We start from the raw sequence: 20,517 nt of genomic DNA, 5'->3' as shown, positions 1-20,517 counted from the left end.
GCATCATCTGCATCATTTTGAGATCACGCGCCCGACGCGGCGCCATCCTATCCACATCGTCAACAAGGGAGCAGCCGGCGTTTGCGCGCCTCCTGACATCCCGAAGAATGGGAGAAGACTTCATGAGCCGTTTCAAGACCTTCCTGCTGACCGGCGCCGCCATCGCCAGTCTGCCCACGGTCGCCGCCGCGCAAAGCGCCGCCACCAAGCAGACGGCGGATGCGACAGGACAGGCCGACGATCAGGGTCTGAAGGACATCGTCGTCACCGCCACGCGGCGCAGCACCGGCCTGCAGCAGGTCGCCGCCACCGTGGCCGCCGTGCCCGCCGCGACGCTGAAAACCTACAACATCACCGGCGTGCTGCAATTGCCCAGCCTGGTCTCGGGTCTGGTGGTGACGCCCTCGGGCGGCAACAACATCTATATGCGCGGCATCGGCTCGGCCAGCACCGGCTTCAATGAGGCGCAGGTCGCGATGTATATCGACGGCCTCTATCTGGCCAACCCCACCGCGGGCATCACCTCCTTCAACAACATCGACCGGATCGAGGTGCTGAAAGGTCCGCAGGGCACGCTTTATGGCCGCAATGCCACCGGCGGCCTGATCTCGGTCACCACCCGCGATCCGGGCGAGAAGACCAAGCTCGACGTTTCGATCGGCTATGCCAATTACAACACGGCGACGGGGCAATTGTATGCCTCCACGCCGATTACCGACAATCTGAGTTTCAACGTCGCCGTCTATCACCAGAAGCAGAGCGATCGCTGGAGCATCAACACCTACAATGGTCATGACGCGCAAAAATCGGTCGAGACCGGGGTGGAAACCAAGCTGAAATGGCAGCCGGGCGCCAATACGAAGATCACCGGCAGTTTCATCTTCGATTACAACAACCGCGACACCGGCTATGCCTATCAGGTCTATCCCGGTACTCTGGGCAGCGACGGCACGCCCTATCTGGGCAAGTACCGCTTTGCCTCGCGCATCGATGCCGGGGCGCCGACCACCATCTACATCGGCACGGTCAAGGTCGAGCAGGATCTGGGCTTTGCCACGCTCTCCAGCCTGTCGGGCTTTCAGACCAGCACGGCCAATGTGCTGTTCCAGGGTGGCCTGCCCATTCTGGGTCAACCGGTGGCCGGGCAGCAGGCGACCTACAACCCCTTCTACGAACACAATCAGACCTATACCGAGGAACTGCAGATCACCTCGAAACCGTCGTCATCGCGGCTCGACTGGGTGGGCGGCGCCTTCTACTATCAGGATCGCACCGAACTTCGCCTCGATACCTACAACACCTGCGTGAACAACACCTGCGCGCCCGGCGCCGTGGCGCCCAACCGCAATGACGGCTTTCCCAACACCTTTTCCGCCTCGGTCTATGGCGACGGCACCTATCGCTTCTTCAAGGCGACGCGCCTGACCGTCGGCCTGCGCTACACCAATGAGCGCAAGACGCTTTCGGGGCAGGTCACCCCGCTGGCCGGGCAGCCCAATTCGGTAACGACCCTGCCCGCCAGCACCGTCTTCTATCCGGGCCAGCCCTTTGCCGGCTATCCCAACGGCATCCCCACCAGCCTGCATTTCGAAAAGCTGACCTATCGCTTCGTGCTGGCGCAGGATCTGACGCGCGACATCCACCTCTATGCCTCGCACAATCTGGGCTTCAAATCGGGGGCCTTCAACGCCAATGCCTTCAACAATCCGCCGGTGCGCCCCGAACTGCTCTATGCCACCGAGGCGGGGCTGAAATCGGAATGGTTCAACCACCGCCTGCGCACCAATCTGGCCTATTTCCACTACACCTATAAGGACGTGCGGGTCCGCTCGCTGGTGCCGCCCGCGACCAGCGCCGCGCTGCTGCTCAACGCCGCCAGCGAGCGTGTCGATGGCGTCGATGGCGATTTCACCATCGCGCCCTTCAGGGGCCTGGTGATCAACGGCAGCTTTGAATATCTCGACGGCAAATATGTCAGCTTCCCCGGCACCACCATCGCCACGCCCCGGCCCACGGGCGGCGCGATCATCCAGCAGAATGTCAATCTGGCGGGCTATGCGCTGCCCTTCGCGCCGCCCTTTTCATCCTCGCTGGGCGCCACCTATACGCTGCTGACCAATGCGGGCAGTTTCGCGCTCAGCGCCAATGGCCGCTACAATGCCTCTTACGCCATGGCCTCGGACAACAGCATCCGCCAGGGGCAGCATACGCTGGTCGACATGTCGCTGAACTGGACCTCGGTCGACAAGCATTACGACGTCAACCTCTTCGTGCGCAATCTGACCAACCAATACACTTACGCCGCCGCGCTGGTGAGCAGCAACTTCGCCGTCGTGCCGGGCGCACCGCGTACCTTCGGCGTGACTTTGGGTTATCATTACTGATGCAAGGCGTGCCCCCTGTCCGGACGGGGGCACGCCATAAAAGAAAGGGACGATGCCGATGACTTTCGTGAAAAACGCCTGGTATATGGCCGGCTGGGCGAGCGAATTGGGGCAGGCGCCGCGCGCCATCACCATGTTGAACAATCCCGTCGTGCTGTTTCGCGGCGAGGACGGGGTGGCGGGCGCGCTGCTGGATGTCTGCCCCCATCGCGCCGTGCCGCTCAGCCTTGGCACGGTGGCGGGCAATCACATCGTGTGTCCCTATCACGGCATCGAGCTGGATCGCGGCGCCGTCTGCCGCAAGAATCCGCATGTTCAGGGCGCCCCCGACCGGCTGAAAGGCCTCGCCTACCCCATCGAGGAACGCCATGGCATGCTCTGGATCTGGCCGGGAGACGCGGCGCTGGCCGACCCGGAGCAGATCCCCGACTATAGCTGGTTCAACACGCCCGAAAAATTCACCACCGGGCGCGGCTATCTGCATATCCAGGCCGACTATCGCCTGGTGATCGACAATCTGCTGGACCTTGCCCATGCCGATTACATCCACCCCGGCACGGTCGGCCAGCCCGGCGCCGCCGAGGTGCAGCAGGTCACCGTGCTGCGCGAGGGCAACAGCGTCTCGGTCAACGCCATCTGGCCCGATCTGCCGCCCAGCGCCCTGCACAAGCGCGCCTGGACCCAGACCGAGCGGGTGGACAAATATCTCGACATGAAGTGGCTGCCCGCCAGCAATCTGCTGCTGGATCTGGGCATCATGGCGCCGGGCGCGGCGCGTGAAACCGGCATCCGCACCCCCGCCGCCCACATCCTGACGCCCGAGACCGAAAATTCCACCCATTATTACTGGATCTCGGCCCGCGACTTCGACCTCGACAATGACGAGCTAACCCAGCATCTGGTCGGCGTGATCAACCGCGCCTTCCTCACCGAGGACAAGCCGATCATCGAGGCCGCCCAGCGCAACATCGAGCGCACCGGCGCCACGCTGGTCAACTTCACCAAGGGCGACGCGGGCTCGGCCATGGTGCGCCGCGATCTGGACAAGCTGGCTGCTCAGGAATGAGCTGAACCACGGTGGCTGGCCGGGTCGAACCTGCGCCAGCCGCCTTGGGCTGTGGATCACCTCACCCCGCCAGCATCGCCAACATGCCATCGCGCTGCGCCACCTTGCGGCGCATCAGCGGGATGAGGTCGCGGCCAAACTCCACAGCATCCTGCTCCGGATGCGCGCCGCGCAGCAGGATGTGTTCGATGCCGATGTCATAGAAATCCATCAGGGCGCGGGCGATCTGCTCGGGCGTGCCGATCAGGGGAATGGCGTCGTGGTGCATGGTCAAACCTGCGGCACGCTGCCGGGCCGCCGCCGGGGTTGCTCCCAGAACGGGGGCCACGGCGATCAGAAATCCCGGATAGCGCCCCTGATGCGCCGCGGTCCGCCGCGCCGCGCGAACGGCCTGAGTCACCTGTTTCAGTGGCCCCGGCGGCACCAGCAGGAGATCGGCGGCGGACGCTTCATTGGAGTCGATGCGCTCAACATGGTCTGGCGCGGAGGCCTTCTCCGCCCGAAGATGCCCCGTACCAATGGGCAGCAATGCACCATCGGGTTCGATCAGGATGCGGTCGAAGCCATGGTTCTCATAGAACCCGGCGCGGATGGAAAGGGCATGATCATCTGCGGCAGCGGGGCCGATGAAGGATATGGGCATAGCGATCGCTCCTGAACAGCAGCGCAGGCGGGGCTTTCCGCCTTGCATGCGGGCCGTCAGATAGATGACCGGGACCACCCCATTTCAATTGAGCTTTTCATGACTGCTTATCAGCAATCTTCAAGATGAAGGCATGGCATCCAAATTCTCAAAAATACCTCTTCATTTCCATGAACTTACCAAAACATCCTGATCACCAAAGAATTTATTTCGCCCACTCAACGCCCTATTCTTCGCAACCCCTCGACTGACCGAAGCATGCGGCCAAAACCGCTGTTTCTCGGGGCTTTCCTCAACCGCCATCCTGTCGCGCCTGCCTCCTATGGGCTGGAACGGCCAAGCCCCTGAAAACCCACATTGCCTCCCGCATCGAAAAACTTTATTCCTAGTTTTTAAGTAGGAATTACTAATCGCCCCTCCTGCTGCTCCGCCAGGCTCAAAAAGCGGCGGCGCAACCGTCAATGGGGGACAATCATGGACAAGCCTTTCGGGCGCCCTCGCGCCCTTTTCCTGTGCGGCGCGGCGCTGATGCTGACTGCAAACCCGGCCCGCGCCGCCGAACCGGCCCCCGCCAATGCCGAGACGGACGGCGACGGCACCGCCATCATCGTCACCGGAACGCGGCAGAGCGCACGCACCGTCACCGAAAGCCTTGCGCCCATTGATGTGCTCTCCGCCAAGGATCTGCAAACCAGCGGCAAGCAATCGGTGCGCGACCTGCTGGGCACGCTGGTCCCCTCGATCAATGTCTCGAACAGCGGGTCGGGCGCCAGCTTCGCGGTCAAGACGCTGTCGCTGCGCGGACTGGCGGGCGATCAGGTGCTCATTCTGGTGAACGGCAAGCGGCGCCACAACACGGCAACGCTGTTCATCAACGGCTCCACCCAGAACGGCCAGTCACCCGCCGACCTCGATCTGATCCCCGCCAACAGCATCGCCCGGATCGAGGTGCTGCGCGACGGCGCCTCGGCGCAATATGGCTCCGATGCGATCGCGGGGGTCATCAACATCATCCTGAAGGACGACACATCGGGAACCGGCTCGCTGCTGGGCGGCACGACGAAGGATGGCGGCGGCACCACGGGCCGCTGGTCCTTCGACAAGGGTTTCGCGCTGGGCGAGGCGCGCGTGCATCTCTCGGGCGAGAGCTGGCTGCAGGATCGCACGATCCGCTCGGCCCCCAACCCCAGCCAGTTCTACGCCCGCGTCGGGCAACTCTCCACCGCCACCACCGGCACCCCGGACCCGCGTGAAGCCAGCGTCGATCGCAACGTCAACAAGGGCGGCCAACCGGCCAGCGAAGGCTTCAATCTGGGCTATGACCTCACCGTGCCGCTGGGGGCGGTGCAGGTCTACAGCTTCGGCACCTTCAGCCATCGCCACAATGACGCCTTCCTCACCTATCGCGTGCCCGATGCGGCCAACAACATTCCCGACGTCTTTCCCAATGGCTACAGCCCTCACCTGCATGTCTATGACCATGACGGCCAGTTTGCGCTGGGCGTGAAGAGCACCGGCAAGACCGGCTTTCGCTTCGACCTCTCCACCACCTATGGCGAGGATCGGGTGTCCTACACCGAAAGCACCGCGCTCAATGCCTCGCTGGGGCCGGCCAGCCCGACCAATTTCTACATCGGCCGGGTGAAGTCCACCGAATGGACCACCAATCTGGATGTGCAGAAGGACATCCACTGGGCCCCGGCCCAGCCGCTGTCGCTGGCAGTCGGCGGCGAATATCGCGAAAGCACCTATGGCATCGAGGCGGGCGAACCGGCCTCCTACATCGACGGCAGCTACCGATCGACCAGCGGCGCGCAGGCGGGCGTGCTGCGCACCAGCGGATCGCAGGGGGTGACCGGCTTCTCGCCCGGCTCGGCAGGCCTGTGGCGCCGTCATGCGTGGAGCGCCTATGTCAACGCCGAGCAGACGCTGGCCCGGGGCATCGAGGTCGCTTTGGCGGGCCGCCATGAGGACTATTCGGACTTTGGCACCACCAACACCGGCAAGGCCTCGCTGCGGGTGGAGCCGGTGCGCGGCCTGGCCCTGCGCGGCACCGCCAGCACCGGTTTTCGCGCGCCGACCCTGCAGCAGGAGCATTATTCCTCGGCCAGCACGATCAATGTCGGCGGGCAATTGCTACCCGTTTCGGCCCTTCCGGTGGATTCACCGGCGGGGATCGCGCTAGGCGCCAGACCGCTCAAGCCGGAGCGCTCAGTCAATTACTCGCTAGGCTTTGTGTTCAACGCCCTGCCGCGTTTCAACCTGACGGTAGACGCCTATCAGATCCGCATCAAGGACCGCATCCTGCTCTCCTCCACCCTGCAGGGCAGCACGGTGATCAGCGTGTTGCAGGCGGCCGGGATCACCTCCTCGGCGGGGGGCTTCTATTTCTCCAACGCGACCGACACGCGCACGCGCGGGCTCGATATCGTCAGCACCTACAAGGCCGGTCTGGGCAATCTTGGCACCGCTAACCTCAGCCTTTCGGCCAATTTCAACAAGACGGTCTTCACCCGCGTCGATGCCGCGCCCGCCGTGCTGGCGGCATCCGGACTGGTGCTGATCGGACGCGACCGGCAGGGCGATTTCACGCTGGGCACGCCGCGCAACAAGTTCATCGCCAATGTCGCATGGGAAAAAGGCCCCGCCGCGCTGAACCTGCGCGCCACGCGCTATGGCTCGGTCACACAGGTCAACGCCAGCGCCACGGGGCTCGATGCCTCGATCGACCCCAAGGTCATCGTCGATCTGGATGTCAGCTATCCCCTGACCAGCGGCATCAAGCTGACGGTGGGCGCCAACAATCTGTTCAACATCTATCCCAACAGGCTGCCCGTCTCGCTGCAGGGCAGCGGCTTCAGCCAGTACAACACCTATTCGCCCTATGGGGTGAGCGGCGGATTTTATTATGCAAAAGTTGCTTTCACCTTCTGATCGGACCGGGGGGAAAATGCCCCTCGTTCGTCTACCCCACCACACGCATCCTATTCCCGGAGACAAGAGTATGAAGGCTGGCAAGGGCACACAGGCTGGAATGGGACCTATCCGCGCCGTATCGACATGGGCTCTGGCGCTGGGCACCATCCTTGCTCCCGCCCCTTTTGCCCCCCTTGCCGCGCATGCCGCTCCCGCCAATCCGTCGCCGCCCGGCGTCGGCAAGACGCAGGCCTTCGATGTGCATGCGGGCACCTCCTATTCCGTCTCCGTCTCCCCCGATGGGCAATGGCTGGCCTTCGACCTGCAGGGCAGCCTGTGGGTCGTCCCGGCCAAAGGCGGCGAGGCCAGACGCATCACCGACTATTTCAACGATGCCCATCTGCCCGTCTGGTCGCCCGATGGCTCGCGCCTGGCCTATTACGCCTATCGCGACGGCGACTACGATCTGTGGACCGTGCGCCCCGATGGCAGCGATGCGCGCCAGCTCACCCATGGCGAGGATGACGACCGCGACCCGGCCTGGTCGCCCGATGGGAAGACCGTCGCCTTCGCCTCCGACCGCGACGGCAGCTATGACATCTGGGCGGTGGATGTCGCCAGCGGCGCCACACACCAGATCACCAAGGGCCCGCGCGAGGACCGCGCCCCCACATGGAGCGCTGACGGCCAGACCATCGTGTTTTCCGGCACGGCAGGGGCGCAGAACGGCATCTTCACCGTCGCGGCCTCGGGCGGCGAAGCCGCACCCTTGCGCCCCGCCCCCACCGGCGCCCATTACGACGCGCCCTCCTATGGCCCCAAGGGCGAGCTGGCCTATGTCTCGCTCGATAGCACGGGCAGCCATCTGGAGATCGACGGCAAGGCGGTCAGCGGCAAGGAGAATGTCTTTCCTTTCCACGTCAGTTGGCAGGGCGGCAGCGCCTATTACATCTCGGACGGGCTGATCCGCCGCCGCAAGGGCGCGACGGTGACCACCGTGCCCTTCTCCGCCCGTCTGGAGGCGACGAAGCCCGAGTACATCCGCGCCAAACGCGATTTCACCTCGACGCAGCCGCGCCGCGTGCTGGGGATCGACCATCCAGTCCTCTCGCCCGATGGCCAGAGGATCGCCTTTGCCGCGCTGGGTGATCTGTGGGTGGTGTCCTCGCAAGGCGGCAAGCCCGAGCAACTGACGCATGATGCCGCACTGGAGGCCGATGCCGCATGGTCGCCCGATGGCAAATCTCTGGCCTATACGTCGGACAAGGGCGGCGGTCTGGTGCAGATCTGGGTCCGCGATCTGGCCAGCGGCAAGGACCGGCAGCTCACCAACATCACCGATCAGCCGCTGGGTTCGGCATGGTCGCCCGATGGCACCAAGATCGCTTTCCTGAGCACCGATGGCCGCTGGGGCGTCGCCGGGCTGGAGGTGGTGGATGTGGCCAGCGGCGTGGTCACGCGGCTGCAGCCCTCGCTGCCCCAGCCGGGCAAGCCGACATGGAGCGGCGATGGCCGCTATGTGGCGGTCGCGCTCTCCAAGGCGTTCTCCGCCAGCTTCCGCGAAGGGCGCAACCAGATCTGGGTCGTGCCATCGGACGGGAAAGGAAAACCCTTCTGGCGCGACGCCGACCCCATCGCCTCGCTCGACACGCGCGGCGGCGGCGGGCCGGTGTGGTCGCCTGACGGGCAGAAAATGGCGGCCATTCAGGATGGGCTGCTGAAGGTCTGGCCGGTGGCGGGCGATGCCAGCCGTCTGGGCCCGCCACGCAGCTACAGCGCTGAAATCTCATACTATCCGAGCTGGAGCGGGGATTCCCAAAGCCTGCTTTATCAGGCGGCCGACAAGCTCAAGATCGTCAATGTCGGCACCGGGGCGACCCGCGAGGTGCCGCTGGACTTCACCTATCGGCTGGACAAGCCGGCTGGCAAGATCGTGATCCATGTCGGCAAGCTGGTCGATGCCGTGCATGACGTGACCCAGACCGACAAGGACATCGTGATCGAGGGCAACCGCATCACCGCGGTGCAGAACCATGATGCCGCATCCTATGCCGGGGCCGAGAAGGTGATCGAGGCGCCGGGCCTCACCGCCATTCCGGGGCTAGTCGATCATCACGCCCATTCGCAGAAGGATTTCGGCGCCAATCTGCATCTGGCCTGGCTGTCCTATGGCATCACCACGGTGCGCGATCCGGGCAACCAGCCCTATGACGGCGTGGAAGACCGCGAGGCCAGCGAGGCGGGCGTGCGCATCGGCCCGCGCATCTACACCACCGGACCGCTGCTGGAATGGCGGCGGGTGTTCTATCGCATGGGCGTGGCGGTCAGCGGCCCGGCGCATCTGGAGCGTGAGCTGGATCGCGCGCGGGCGCTGCATTACGATCTGGTCAAGAGCTATGTCCGCATGCCCGATCTGCAGCAGCGCCGACTGGTCGAGGCCGCGCATGAGATGGGCGTGCCGGTGGCCACGCATGAAATCTTCCCCGCCGCCTACACCGGCGTCGACAACACCGAGCATCTGGGCGCCACCAGCCGCCGGGGCTTCTCACCCAAGCAGGGCCCGCAGGGGCGCGGTTACGAGGATGTGATCCAGCTTTTCGGCCGCAGCGGGCGCACGCTGACCCCGACCAACTTCGGCGCACTCAACAATTTTCTCGAGCGCCATCCCGAAGAGCGCAAGGACCCGCGCCTGACCTTCTACCCCGCATGGGCGCAGAAAACCGTCACCGAAGGCGAAGCGCTACCCGCCGCATTGACCCTGGCGCAAAAGGGGCAACTGGCCACGCTGAAGGCGCTGTATGATGCCGGAACGCTGGTGGTGGCGGGCACGGATACGATGATCGCGCCCAATCTGCATGCGGAGATCGCCTCTTATGTCGATGGCGGCTTCACCCCGTTTCAGGCCTTGCAGACCGCCACCGTCAATGCCGCAAAGGCGCTGAACCTCGACGCCGGAATGCTGGAGCCGGGCAAGCTGGCCGATATTGTGCTGGTCGAGGGCGATCCGCGCAAGGATATCGCGGCCACCATCCGGGTGAGGCAGGTGGTCGCCAATGGCCGCCCCTATACGGTCGAGGAGCTGCTGGCCAAGGCCGCGCGCAAGCCCTGAGAGTCTGTTTGGAAATCCGGCGAGGCCGGATTTGCTGCACCGGCCCACTCCCCCCACCCGGCCACCCATAGAATACTACCGTTGGGTGTCCGGGTGGGGAAATGGGCCGGTGCCGCGCTGAACATGCGCTCTGACGCCATGCTGATCGGGGAGGGCGGATCATCACCGCCCTTCCCGTTTTGCTCACTTCTTGCCGCCCTTCCCGGCCTGCTGGTCATAGAACTCCGGCCCCGGAGGGTTGTCGGGCAGCTTGTCGGGAATGTCCGATCCACGATTGCCATCGGCACCCACCCCGCCCGGCCCCGGCCCGATATGGGCGGCGTCGATGTTGTTCTCCGCGCAGGAATATTCGCTCAGCCCCTCGCCCGGCGCGCCCAGCACCCAGGTGCGGCTGAAGGGGAAGGGATGGGTGTAGAATTTGGGATCGTCGACGGTCAGTTCCAGATGGATATGGTCGGCATCGGGCCGGGTCCATTTCTCGACGGTGTGCATCCTGTCGCTGGCCGGATTGCCGTTTTCATCGATCCAGATCTTCTCGCCCTTGAAGCCGATGGAATCGATGACCAGCGTGTCCCCCTCCCAGGTGCCGACGGGATTGCCGAAGAAGCGCGGCTCCAGATCCTCGACAGGCTCGCGCTGGCGACCATCGGTCGGGATGAAGCGATGGGTGGAATAGAGGTAGAGAAAGGCGAGCCGCGCCGGCGTCTGCAGCACCTCGAACGGCAGGCCGGAGGCATCGTGGCGGGGAATGCCGCCCAGCACGCAGAGCGCCTCCGGATCGATGGTCTTGGTGAGATTGTGCTGCAAGGCGGCCTCGCCCTCGGGCGTGAGCGGCAGCTTGAAGCCGGGCAGATCCTTGCCGATGTTGCCGCCCGGCTTGGTCTTGTCGCGGATCGGCTTCCAGAAACCGGTGAGGTCGGGATGCCCCGCCTGATCGCGCGGCACCGGGCGATGCGGATCGCGCGCGGCGGCATCGGCGGCGGCAAGCTGGACGTGTTCACGCCCGCCGTCGCCCTGCGCCATGGCCGGGGTGGCAAGAGCGGAACCGGCCAGCGCCAGCAGGAGAAGATGTTTCATAGCTTCGGAAATCCCCCTTTCGAAATGTCACAGAAAGCCGATGATGCGCCCGGCCACCCCCACCGACAGCCACAGCGCCAGCGAGATGAGCGCGGCGCCGCGCAGCGCCGGTGAAGGCGTCTCGGCACTTGCGGAAAAGGCGCGGTAAAGGGCGATGGAGGAGGCGATGGCCAGCACCAGCAGCAGCATCTTGATGCGGAAGGTGCCGTCCAGATAATAGCGGATGGGCTTGGAGGAGACGAGCAGCACGCCCGAAACGATCAGCGCCACCAGCGCCCCCGCGCCAAAGCCGCGCAGCCCGCGCTGCACCGCCGCCGGGCTGGACTGGCGCAGGATCACCCCCGCGCCCGCCAGATTGGCCACCACCACCACGCCGCCCAGAGCCGTCAGCCCCAGCAGATGAACCGTCTCGACCGAGGCGAAGCCCCAGTCGGAATCGCGCATGTAAAGCCCCACCGGCGTCGCGCCCAGCCAGCGGAATAGGTTCTCAAGCACGTGGGTATCCCTCAATGCACATAGGCGATGAAGCGCCCGGCGATGATGATGGCGGTCCATGTCGCCAGCGAGGTGATCGCCGCAACACGCGCCTGAGCCGGGGCGACCGCCGCCTGCTCCCAGACCGCAACCCGGCGATAGACGGTGGCATGGAAGATCCAGGCGTTGAGACCGGCCAGCAGCAGCAGCACCAGCTTGAGCTGGAACAGCGGATTATGCGACAGCTTGACCGCTTCGGAGGCAAAGAGCGCCCCGCCCGACAGCGCCATCACCGCAAAGCCGCCCCATGTCAGCGGCAGCAGGCGCCGGGCGATGGCGGTCAGGCGGATTTCGCCCAGCGCCAGCCCGAGCACCCGCAGATCGACCAGCGCCACCGTGCCCGCCACCAGCCCCAGCGCCAGCACATGCACGCTTTCGACGATGGGAAAGGCCCATTCGGATTGGGCCAGCGTCTGCGATGGCGGCAGATCGTTCAGCCATTGGCAGAAGTCGACAAGCAGGGTCATGGATCAGCCGTTCGCATTGTCGCCGGGGCCGCCGTCGCCGGGGGTGCCGCCATAGATCTGGCGCCCGTCCGGCAGCTTCAGGCGGCGCGCGTCGATCAGTCTGGCGCCATCCTTGGCCAGATAGCCGTCGACGATCAGCGTATCGCCGATCTTCACATCGCCCTTCTTCCAGCCGCGACGCGACAGGGCGCCGGGGCCGCCGCTTTCGCAGGCCCAGGTGGCGGTCTTGCCGTCGCGGCCGGTCACATCGAGGTAGAAGTAGGAATGCGGGTTCGTCCATTCGATCCTGGAGATCTTGCCGACCAGCCGCACCGGCTTCTTGCCGTCAAATTCGGCGGAGAAGGAATGGTGGGCCAGCGCCGGGGCGGCGGCCAGCAAGGTTAGCGGCAAGGCCGCGAGAGAGGCGAGTTTCATGGAATGTCTCCTTGGTCAGGCAGGTCAGGGATGGCGCGCCGAGGCGCCGAAATGGTCGGGATCGGGCAGGGCCAGCGGAGGCGTGCGCGGATACCAATAGGCCGCGTGGCAGGCCTCGCAGGCGGCATCGATGGCCGCGCCCGCCGCGATCAGCCCTTCGGCATTGCGGGCCCGCGCGGCGGCGCGCGCGGAGAGCGCGGCCTCTTCCAGCGCTCTGGCATGGCGGGCGAAGCGGGCCGGGTCGGCGCGAATGTCGGCGGCGATCTGGGGCGCGGTGCGGGTGCCGGGGGTGTCGGCGTCGGCCAGACGGCTATGGGCGGTGGCGCCCACCGGCAGGCCCGGCCGCTGCAGATGGCGTGCCCCCGCCACCAGCGTCTCGGCCAGAGCACTCACCTTTTGCCAGCCTGCCGCGCTGCGCGGCGCGCGATGGGTGGTGCCTTGCGCGGTCTCGACCGTACCGACCGAGGCCCAGAGCGCGTCGGAGGCCGGATCGATTTTGGTCAGCATGGTCTGCTGGATGCTGGCTGGGGCCGGGGTGGCGGCGCGCAAGGGCTGCAGCCACACGCCAGCGCTGACGGCCAGCGCCAGAACGACCGTCGCCGAGGCGAGAATGCGGGGGAAGAAGGTGGAAGAAGTCATATCCCATCGCTTTTATGGGATATTGATCTCCAGACAATTGAACTCTGCAAATATGGGCCGAGGTTAGGGGCATCCGCGCGCCTAGAACAGGACCAGACTGGCCTGTCGCAGCAGGGGCAGCAAGCTTTGCCCCTGCCGTTCGATCTCCTGCAGATAGGGCGTGTCGGACAGCACGAAATGGCTGATGCCCAGAGCCTGATAGTTGAGCAGCGAGCGCGCCACATCCTGCGCCGACCCCACCAGCCAGGTCGTCGCCGCGCCGCCGCCGCCAAACTTGCCGGGCGTGGTGTAGAGATTGTCGTCCAGCACCTCGCCGCGCTGCTGCAGCCCGAGCAGCCGCTGTTGGCCGACCGCGGCAAAGCGGCGATGATCCTGATCCTCCCCGGCCTCGCGCGCCATCTGCGCCACCCTGGCCTCGGCGGCGGCCCAGGCCTGCTCGGTGGTGTCGCGCACCAGCGTGGTGATCCGCAGGCCAAAGCGCAAAGGCGGCAGATCGCGGTCCAGCGTGGCGCTCAGGGTTTTGAGGCGGTCGATGCGTTCCGCAATGTCCGCCAGCGGCTCGCCCCAGAAGAGCTGGACATCGGCCTCGGTCGCGGCGACCCGCTCGGCGGCGGGCGAGGCGCCTCCGAAATAGAGCGGTGGGTGCGGGCGGCCCTGACGGGTTTCGATACGCGGCAAAACCGTCGAGCCGGTGACGTGAAAATGCTCCCCGTCATGGGTCACATGCTCCTCGCTCCACAGGCGGCGGACCAGCCGCATGAACTCCTTGGTGCGGGCATAGCGCTGGGCCTGATCGCCCTCACTGTCGCCATAGGCCGCCAGATCATCCTGCCCCGAGACGATGTTGACCCGCACCCGGCCCTCGCTCAGATGATCGAGCGTGGCCGCCGCCGCAGCGAAATTGGCCGGGCGCCAATAGCCGGGGCGGATGGCGATCAGCGGCTCGAAACTGGTGGTGCGGGCGGCCAGCGCGGTGGCGACGGTGAAGGTATCGGGCCGCCCCCAACCCGCCCCCAGCAGGGCGCCCGTCCAGCCATGGCGTTCCAGCGCCCATGCCTGCCGGGTCAGCGTGTCCAGGCTGTTATGGTCCGCGCTGACGGTATCGCCGCGATGGCCGGCGATCGCCTGATTGGGAATGTACCAGAGATAGTCGGGGGTCATGCCGATGGAACCTCGCAGAGGGATGGACCCTATTCTAGTTAAACCCAATCAATTTACTAGAGAATATGGATTGATAGGCGCAAAGCCCAACTTCCCCATCCCGCTGGCGGACATTGACCACGGCGGGACAGGTCTGGAAAAACAGCCTTATGACGGAACGCTTTCACATCATCACAGGCGGGCCCGGCTCCGGCAAAAGCACGCTGATCGAGGCGCTGGCCGCAAGGGGCATACCGCATAGGCCCGAAGCAGGGCGCGCCATCATCCGCGATCAAGTGAGCCTCGGCGGCACAGCCTTGCCCTGGGCCGATCGCGAAGCCTTTGCCGGGCTGATGCTCGCATCGGACATGCGGTCATGGCGCGAGGCTGCCGCCATCCCTGGCCCTGTCCTGTTCGATCGCGGCATTCCCGATGTGGTCGGCTATCTGCGCCTTTGCGGCCTGCCTGTCCCCAGCGCGGCGATGCGGGCGGCGGAAAGCCTGCGCTATGCCAGACAAGTGTTCCTCGCCCCGCACTGCCCCGCCATCTTCCAGCAGGATGCCGAGCGCAAACAGTCACCCGAAGAGGCCGAGGCCACCTGTCGCGCGATGACCGAGGTCTATGCCGAACTGGGCTATGAGCTGATCCGGCTGCCGCTCGCATCGGTTGCGGAGCGGGTCGATTTCGTGCTCTCGCATATCGCGTGACGGGGCGCTTTACCCATCGTGCCGGGTGGCCCACCAAAAGGCCAGCGCGAGGGTGCTGACAAGCGCCCCTGCCGTGCAAACGCCGCTCCAGCCAAAGCCCGCATAGAGGATGGTCGAGAGCATCGACCCCATGGCCGAGCCGATCGAATAGAAGATCATATAGGCGGCGGCCAGGCGGCTGCGCGCCTCTGGCCTCAGGCGATAGATGAGGCTCTGATTGGCGACATGGGCGGCCTGAAGCCCGAAATCCATGGTGATGACGCCGACAATCAGCCCCCATAGCGAGACCGGCAGCAATGCCACCGCCAGCCACGACAGCAGCATGGTCAGCAACGCCGCGCCGGTCACCTTCTGCGCATGGCCCCGGTCGGCGAGCCTGCCCGCGCTCGATGCCCCCACCGCGCCCATCGCCCCGGCCAGCCCGAACAGCCCGACCTGCGTGTGCGAGAGCGAAAAAGGGGGGGCGCTCAGCGGCAGCACCATGGGGGTCCAGAGCAGGGTCATGGCCGCGAAGATCAGCAAGGCGAGAAAGGCCCGGCGGCGCAGCAGCGGCTCCTCGCGCAGCAGGGTGAACAGCGAGGCGATCAGACGGGGATAGGGGATGGCAGAACCGCGCGCCTCACCGGATGGGAGCACGCGGGCCAGCGCGATCACCACCATCAGCGTCGCCGCCGCCGAGGCGAGATAGACCGAACGCCAGCCAAACAGATCCGCCAATGTGCCCGAAACGGTGCGCGCCAGCAGAATGCCGATGATGATGCCGCTGGTGACCGTGCCGACCACCGCGCCGCTTTCCTCGGGGCGGGCGAGCGTGGCGGCATAGGCCACCAGAATCTGCGTCACCACCGCCAGCAGGCCGACACAGCCCATGGCGATCAACAGCACCATGCCATTGGGCGCCAGCGCCACGCCCAGCAGCGCGACGATGGACAGCAGCGACTGGCCCAGGATCAGCCGCCGCCGGTTCAGCCTGTCGCCCAAGGGCACCAGCAGCAGCAGCCCCAGGCCATAGCCGATCTGGGTGATGGTGATGACCAGCCCGATGGCCGCGCGGGAGATGCCGAATTGCGCGGCCATCGTGTCGAGCAGCGGCTGGGCGTAATAGGCATTCGCCACCGCCAGCCCGCAGGCCACGGCAAAGAGCAGCGTCACGCCGCGAGACAGGGGTGCGCGCATGGCGTTAGCCCAGCGCGGCCTGAAAGGCGGCGGTGTTCTCAAAAATGCGCCAATGGGCGATCTTGCCCGCGGCAAGGGTCACCACCAGCGCGAAGCCACTTTCCACGGTGGCGCCCGATTGCCGCACGCGGTGGCGCATGGCGCCATGGGCGAAGACCGTGTCGCCTGTTTCGGCCCATGTGAAGATTTCGAAGCTTTCAGTGTCGAACAGGTCGCCCAGCGTGCGGAACAGGCGCGCGGCGCCCTCTCTGCCCGCGAAATGGCCATAGATGGGGAGGTCGGCAGGCCCTTCGGGCGCGAAAACCGCATCCGGCGCCACGAGATCGAGGGCAGCGGGCAGATCGCCCGCAGCAAGGCGGGCGAGGAATTCCTGAACAGGGTTGGGCATTGCCATCTCCTTTGGATTGCGCACAGGGCTGGGAGTCGGTGCGAATCTTGTTTCAAATTGCAACAAATTGACATCTAACTTTCTTGTTCTATCTTGCAACCAGATTATGCGGATGATGCCATCCGCCGATCTGCCGAAGGAGAATGTGATCATGGCCAAACGGCGCAGTCTGGCGGCATCGCCATGCCCGGTTGGGCGCTCGATTGATGCGGTTGGCGATTGGTGGTCGCTGATGATCGTGCGCGATGCCCTCGATGGTGTGAGCCGCTTCAGCGATTTTCTCGCCAGCCTCGGCATCGCCAAGAACATGCTCTCCGCCCGCCTGCGCACGCTGATCGAGCGCGGCATCATGGAGACCGTGCCCGCCTCCGACGGCAGTGCCTATCAGGACTATGTGCTGACCGAAAAAGGCAGAGGCCTGTTCCCGGTGATCGTCGCCCTGCGCCAGTGGGGTGAGGATTTCTTCTTCGATTCCAGCGAAAAGCATGTCCGGCTGATCGACCGCGCCGATCGCCAGCCGGTCCGCCGCCTTGAGCTGCATGCCCATGACGGCCGCCTGCTGCGGGCCGAGGATACGCTGGTGGTGGCGCTCGACACAGCAGAGCCGCTTGCCTGAAACGCCTCATGGTTTCATATTAAAACACGAATCATCCTCTGGCTGGAGCCCCTATGACCCGGATCGCATCGGAACGCGCCCTGATCGCGCAGGCGGACGCGCTCGCTCAAACCTATCTGGAGGGCATCGACCAGCGCCCGCCCTATCCCGATGCCGCCGCTCTGGCGGGCCTTGGCGCCTTTGCCGAAGATCTGCCCGCCCAAGGGCGCGATGCGGAGGAAACGCTCCGCCTGCTCGACATCTACGGCTCGCCAGCGACCACGGCCTCCAACGGGCCACGCTATTTCGGTTTTGTCATCGGCGCAGCGCTGCCCTCCGCCGCTGCGGCCGAGCGGCTGATGCTGGCCTGGGACCAATGCGCCTCCTCCTTCGACAATTCGCCTGTCGCCGCGACGGTCGAGAAAATCGCGGCGGGCTGGCTGCTCGACATCCTTGACCTGCCGCGCGAAAGCGCCGTGGGCTTTGGCACCAGTGCCACGGCCTGCACGCTCAGCGCCCTGTCCGCGGCGCGACGGTCGCTGCTGGCGCGGGCGGGCTGGGATTTCGACCGCGACGGGCTGATCGGCGCGCCCGAGATCAAGGTTGTGATCTCCGAAACGGTGCATATCACGGTGAAAAAGGCGCTGCGCCTGCTGGGCTTCGGCATGGCGCGGCTGATCGTCGCGCCGGTCGATGCGCAGGGCCGGATCGATCCCGACCGCCTGCCACCGCTCGATGATCGCACCATTCTATGCCTGCAGGCGGGTGAGGTGAACACCGGCGAATTCGATCCCTTCGTCCCGCTGATTGCCGCGGCGCGCAAGGCAGGCGCCTGGGTGCATGTCGATGGCGCCTTTGGCCTGTGGGCCCGCGCCTCCTCGCGCCATGCGCTGACCAGCGGCGTGGAAGAGGCCGACAGTTGGACCACCGATGGCCATAAATGGCTGAACACGCCCTATGACGGCGCCGTCACCATCTGCCGCGATGCCGATGCGCTGGCTCAGGCGATGAATGCCGATGCGGTCTATGCCACCAGCGCAAGGGACGCACAAAAGAACCTGACTCTGGAATTTTCGCGCCGTGCGCGCGGCATTCCGATCTGGGCGGCGCTGCGCACCCTGGGCCGCGAGGGTGTGGCCGCGCTGGTCGATCAGCATTGCGATCAGGCATCATGGCTGGCTGACCAGTTACGCGCAGGCGGGCTGGAGGTGCTGAACCGGGTGGTGCTCAATCAGGTGCTGGTGCGCTGCGGCAGCGATGCCGAGACGGCCCGCGTACGCGAAACGGTGCTGGCCACGGGCGCAGGCTGGTTCGGCAACACGGTCTGGCAGGGGCGCCCGGCCTTTCGCCTCAGCCTGTCCTCCTGGCGCACCGCGCGTGAGGATGTCGCGCGCCTGGCCGAGGAACTCCTGAAGGCGGCGCGGGCCTGAACGAGGCTGTCCTACAGGGCGGTGATGCGGGACAAGGAGCCCTGACGACTCGGAGTCGCGTGATCGCGCGCCGGTCGGCAGGGCCGCCTGCCCTCATCCGGGCTTTGCGCTGAGGCGTTTCACCCTGTGCAGGGCTGATCCCGGTTGGGTTTTCCCGGCGGGCAAGGCAGGTTGCGCCATCGACCGATGCTCCGCCTATCCCTTTCAAACTTAAGGGACATGGCCGGAGGACCACGACTCTTCGCTGCATCGAATCAGGAGGAAAACCATGGCCGAGCAGACCCAGCCCCTCGCCGGAAGCCATCGCGATGCGCCCAGGGATATGCGCGCCACCGGGCGCGTGCCCGCTGATGAGCCCATCGCCGTCAGCCTCTATCTCCGCCCCGCCGACAAGGCGACGGAGGGCGCCACCGACCGCGCCGCCCTGCATGCCGCGCGCAGCACCGAACATGCCGATGATATCGCCGCGATCGAAGCTTTCGCGAAAGCCCAGGGTCTGACCGTGGCCGAATGCTGCCCCGAACGCCGCCTGATCCGCCTGACCGGCCCCGCCTCCGCCGTGGAGCAGGCCTTTGGGACGCAGCTTCACCACTATGAAGGCCATGGCCAGACCTGCCGGGGCCGCCATGGCGCGCTGCATGTGCCCTCCCATCTGGCCGACCGCATCACCGCTGTGCTGGGCCTCGACACGCGGCCCATCGCCACGCCCAAGTTCGTACCACACAAGGGGCCGACGCCGCCTGCTGGCTTTTTACCGACGGATGTGGCCGGGCTTTATGGCTTCAGCGGGGTGGACGCCTCGGGCCAGTGCATCGGCATCATCGAGCTGGGCGGCGGCTATACTGACGCGGACAATCAGGCCGCTTTCAAGGCCATGGCGCTGGCGGTCCCGCCCATCGTGGCGGTGGGCGTGGATGGGGCAAGCAACGATCCTTCCGACAGCAGCGGCGCCAATGGCGAGGTGGCGCTCGATATTCAGGTGGCGGGCGGGGTGGCGCCGGGGGCGAAGCTCGCGGTCTATTTCGCGCCCAACACCGATCAGGGTTTTGTCGATGCCATCACACAGGCGGTGCACGATCAGGACAACGGGCCCAGCGTGCTGTCCATCAGTTGGGGCTCGGCGGAGAGCGGCTGGACCCAGCAGGCCATCGCGGCGATGGGACAGGCCTTCAAGGATGCCGCGCAACTGGGCGTGACGGTCTGCGCCGCATCGGGCGATGGCCTCGCCACCGATGGGGTGAGTGATGGCAAGGCCCATGTCGATTACCCCGCCTCCGATCCCTTTGTGCTGGGCTGTGGGGGCACAAAGATCACCGCATCGACGGATACGATCAGCGATGAAACCGTGTGGAACAGCAATGGCGGCGGCACGGGCGGCGGCGTCAGCACACTGTTCGCCCTGCCTGACTATCAGGCCAAGGCGGGTGTTCCTGCCACCAGCGACAAAAGCGGCGGGCGCGGCGTGCCCGATGTTGCGGGCGATGCCGATCCCGACAGCGGCTATCGCATCATCACCGATGGGCAGACCGGGATCATCGGCGGCACCAGCGCGGTGGCGCCTTTGTGGGCGGGGATCGTGGCGGGGCTCAATGCCGGGCGCAAGGCGCCGCTGGGCCAGATCCATGCCCAGCTTTACGGCGATCCTGCGGCGCTGCGCGATATCGTCAGCGGCAACAACAAATCGGGCGACATCGGTTTCGAGGCTGCCAAGGGCTGGGATGCCTGCACCGGTCTGGGCTCACCCGATGGCGCTAAATTGAAGACATTGCTGTCATAAAAACGCCATAACATAACTGTCACATCCCGGCGCTATCGGCGGGCGATTATCCATC

General features: G+C 65.6%; 17 protein-coding genes. 8 read left to right on the top strand and 9 right to left on the bottom strand.

Translation table 11 applies throughout. The features are described 5' to 3' along the window. The first annotated feature begins 122 nt into the window (after positions 1-122). Positions 123-2,384 carry a TonB-dependent receptor gene (locus ABDW49_RS20910; protein WP_343614903.1) on the top strand — a complete coding sequence of 754 codons (2,262 nt, stop codon included), beginning with the start codon at positions 123-125 and terminating at the stop codon, positions 2,382-2,384. 52 nt (positions 2,385-2,436) lie between these two features. Beyond that, the gene (locus ABDW49_RS20905; protein WP_343614901.1) at positions 2,437-3,450 is read left to right on the top strand and encodes an aromatic ring-hydroxylating dioxygenase subunit alpha; all 1,014 of its coding nucleotides are present in this window, start codon (positions 2,437-2,439) and stop codon (positions 3,448-3,450) included. Between the two features lie 61 nt (positions 3,451-3,511). On the opposite strand, the gene ABDW49_RS20900 is transcribed toward ABDW49_RS20905, so the two are convergent. Continuing rightward, positions 3,512-4,093, bottom strand: coding sequence for a hypothetical protein (locus ABDW49_RS20900; RefSeq protein WP_343614899.1), 582 nt, complete (start codon positions 4,091-4,093; stop codon positions 3,512-3,514). A 474-nt stretch (positions 4,094-4,567) separates the two neighbouring features. On the opposite strand from ABDW49_RS20900, the gene ABDW49_RS20895 reads away from it, so the two are divergent. Both ABDW49_RS20895 and ABDW49_RS20890 read left to right on the top strand, forming a co-directional pair. Continuing rightward, positions 4,568-7,027, top strand: coding sequence for a TonB-dependent receptor (locus ABDW49_RS20895; RefSeq protein WP_343614897.1), 2,460 nt, complete (start codon positions 4,568-4,570; stop codon positions 7,025-7,027). A 70-nt stretch (positions 7,028-7,097) separates the two neighbouring features. Then, entirely contained in the window at positions 7,098-10,118 is a 3,021-nt protein-coding gene (locus ABDW49_RS20890) for an amidohydrolase family protein (RefSeq protein WP_343614895.1), read from the top strand. Positions 10,119-10,301: 183 nt separating this feature from the next. Here ABDW49_RS20890 and ABDW49_RS20885 read toward each other — a convergent pair whose 3' ends face one another. The 6 genes from ABDW49_RS20885 to ABDW49_RS20860 form a co-directional block, all read right to left on the bottom strand. Beyond that, a complete protein-coding gene (locus tag ABDW49_RS20885; protein WP_343614893.1) occupies positions 10,302-11,195 on the bottom strand; it encodes a hypothetical protein in 894 nt (297 codons plus the stop codon). Between the two features lie 27 nt (positions 11,196-11,222). Continuing rightward, positions 11,223-11,690, bottom strand: coding sequence for a DUF6644 family protein (locus ABDW49_RS20880; protein WP_343614891.1), 468 nt, complete (start codon positions 11,688-11,690; stop codon positions 11,223-11,225). 11 nt (positions 11,691-11,701) lie between these two features. Then, entirely contained in the window at positions 11,702-12,196 is a 495-nt protein-coding gene (locus ABDW49_RS20875; protein WP_343614889.1) for a DUF6644 family protein, read from the bottom strand. A 3-nt stretch (positions 12,197-12,199) separates the two neighbouring features. After that, positions 12,200-12,610, bottom strand: a complete 411-nt coding sequence (locus ABDW49_RS20870; protein WP_343614887.1) for a DUF6152 family protein — start codon at positions 12,608-12,610, stop codon at positions 12,200-12,202. Between the two features lie 24 nt (positions 12,611-12,634). Further along, a complete protein-coding gene (locus ABDW49_RS20865; RefSeq protein WP_343614885.1) occupies positions 12,635-13,249 on the bottom strand; it encodes a hypothetical protein in 615 nt (204 codons plus the stop codon). Between the two features lie 81 nt (positions 13,250-13,330). Then, positions 13,331-14,410, bottom strand: coding sequence for an LLM class flavin-dependent oxidoreductase (locus tag ABDW49_RS20860; RefSeq protein ID WP_343614883.1), 1,080 nt, complete (start codon positions 14,408-14,410; stop codon positions 13,331-13,333). Between the two features lie 149 nt (positions 14,411-14,559). Here ABDW49_RS20860 and ABDW49_RS20855 point away from each other — a divergent pair, with 149 nt between their 5' ends. Beyond that, the gene (locus ABDW49_RS20855) at positions 14,560-15,096 is read left to right on the top strand and encodes an AAA family ATPase (protein ID WP_343614882.1); all 537 of its coding nucleotides are present in this window, start codon (positions 14,560-14,562) and stop codon (positions 15,094-15,096) included. A 9-nt stretch (positions 15,097-15,105) separates the two neighbouring features. On the opposite strand, the gene ABDW49_RS20850 is transcribed toward ABDW49_RS20855, so the two are convergent. Together ABDW49_RS20850 and ABDW49_RS20845 are read right to left on the bottom strand one after the other, a co-directional pair. Then, positions 15,106-16,272 carry an MFS transporter gene (locus ABDW49_RS20850; protein ID WP_343614881.1) on the bottom strand — a complete coding sequence of 389 codons (1,167 nt, stop codon included), beginning with the start codon at positions 16,270-16,272 and terminating at the stop codon, positions 15,106-15,108. Between the two features lie 4 nt (positions 16,273-16,276). Beyond that, entirely contained in the window at positions 16,277-16,660 is a 384-nt protein-coding gene (locus ABDW49_RS20845; RefSeq protein ID WP_343614880.1) for a nuclear transport factor 2 family protein, read from the bottom strand. 151 nt (positions 16,661-16,811) lie between these two features. On the opposite strand from ABDW49_RS20845, the gene ABDW49_RS20840 reads away from it, so the two are divergent. From ABDW49_RS20840 to ABDW49_RS20830, 3 genes are all read left to right on the top strand, one after another. Beyond that, complete coding sequence (locus ABDW49_RS20840) at positions 16,812-17,276, top strand: helix-turn-helix domain-containing protein (RefSeq protein ID WP_343614878.1); 465 nt, start codon at positions 16,812-16,814, stop codon at positions 17,274-17,276. 53 nt (positions 17,277-17,329) lie between these two features. Beyond that, entirely contained in the window at positions 17,330-18,685 is a 1,356-nt protein-coding gene (locus ABDW49_RS20835; RefSeq protein ID WP_343614877.1) for an aminotransferase class V-fold PLP-dependent enzyme, read from the top strand. A gap of 268 nt (positions 18,686-18,953) precedes the next feature. Continuing rightward, positions 18,954-20,462, top strand: a complete 1,509-nt coding sequence (locus ABDW49_RS20830) for a S53 family peptidase (protein WP_343614876.1) — start codon at positions 18,954-18,956, stop codon at positions 20,460-20,462. The last annotated feature ends 55 nt before the right edge of the window (positions 20,463-20,517 follow it).

This window comes from Novosphingobium sp., assembly GCF_039595395.1.
Classification (GTDB): Bacteria; Pseudomonadota; Alphaproteobacteria; order Sphingomonadales; family Sphingomonadaceae; genus Novosphingobium.
The sequence above is the reverse complement of the archived record's forward strand: the minus strand, read 5'-3'. Positions and strand labels throughout refer to the sequence as shown.

What these genes read in the sequence shown, in the direction of transcription:
- ABDW49_RS20910 (WP_343614903.1), top strand. Translation starts at nt 123, where the DNA reads ATGAGCCGTTTCAAGACCTTCCTGCTGACCGGCGCCGCCATCGCCAGT.
- ABDW49_RS20905 (WP_343614901.1), top strand. Translation starts at nt 2,437, where the DNA reads ATGCCGATGACTTTCGTGAAAAACGCCTGGTATATGGCCGGCTGGGCG.
- ABDW49_RS20900 (WP_343614899.1), bottom strand. Translation starts at nt 4,093, where the DNA reads ATGCCCATATCCTTCATCGGCCCCGCTGCCGCAGATGATCATGCCCTT.
- ABDW49_RS20895 (WP_343614897.1), top strand. Translation starts at nt 4,568, where the DNA reads ATGGACAAGCCTTTCGGGCGCCCTCGCGCCCTTTTCCTGTGCGGCGCG.
- ABDW49_RS20890 (WP_343614895.1), top strand. Translation starts at nt 7,098, where the DNA reads ATGAAGGCTGGCAAGGGCACACAGGCTGGAATGGGACCTATCCGCGCC.
- ABDW49_RS20885 (WP_343614893.1), bottom strand. Translation starts at nt 11,195, where the DNA reads ATGAAACATCTTCTCCTGCTGGCGCTGGCCGGTTCCGCTCTTGCCACC.
- ABDW49_RS20875 (WP_343614889.1), bottom strand. Translation starts at nt 12,196, where the DNA reads ATGACCCTGCTTGTCGACTTCTGCCAATGGCTGAACGATCTGCCGCCA.
- ABDW49_RS20870 (WP_343614887.1), bottom strand. Translation starts at nt 12,610, where the DNA reads ATGAAACTCGCCTCTCTCGCGGCCTTGCCGCTAACCTTGCTGGCCGCC.
- ABDW49_RS20865 (WP_343614885.1), bottom strand. Translation starts at nt 13,249, where the DNA reads ATGACTTCTTCCACCTTCTTCCCCCGCATTCTCGCCTCGGCGACGGTC.
- ABDW49_RS20860 (WP_343614883.1), bottom strand. Translation starts at nt 14,410, where the DNA reads ATGACCCCCGACTATCTCTGGTACATTCCCAATCAGGCGATCGCCGGC.
- ABDW49_RS20855 (WP_343614882.1), top strand. Translation starts at nt 14,560, where the DNA reads ATGACGGAACGCTTTCACATCATCACAGGCGGGCCCGGCTCCGGCAAA.
- ABDW49_RS20850 (WP_343614881.1), bottom strand. Translation starts at nt 16,272, where the DNA reads ATGCGCGCACCCCTGTCTCGCGGCGTGACGCTGCTCTTTGCCGTGGCC.
- ABDW49_RS20845 (WP_343614880.1), bottom strand. Translation starts at nt 16,660, where the DNA reads ATGCCCAACCCTGTTCAGGAATTCCTCGCCCGCCTTGCTGCGGGCGAT.
- ABDW49_RS20840 (WP_343614878.1), top strand. Translation starts at nt 16,812, where the DNA reads ATGGCCAAACGGCGCAGTCTGGCGGCATCGCCATGCCCGGTTGGGCGC.
- ABDW49_RS20835 (WP_343614877.1), top strand. Translation starts at nt 17,330, where the DNA reads ATGACCCGGATCGCATCGGAACGCGCCCTGATCGCGCAGGCGGACGCG.
- ABDW49_RS20830 (WP_343614876.1), top strand. Translation starts at nt 18,954, where the DNA reads ATGGCCGAGCAGACCCAGCCCCTCGCCGGAAGCCATCGCGATGCGCCC.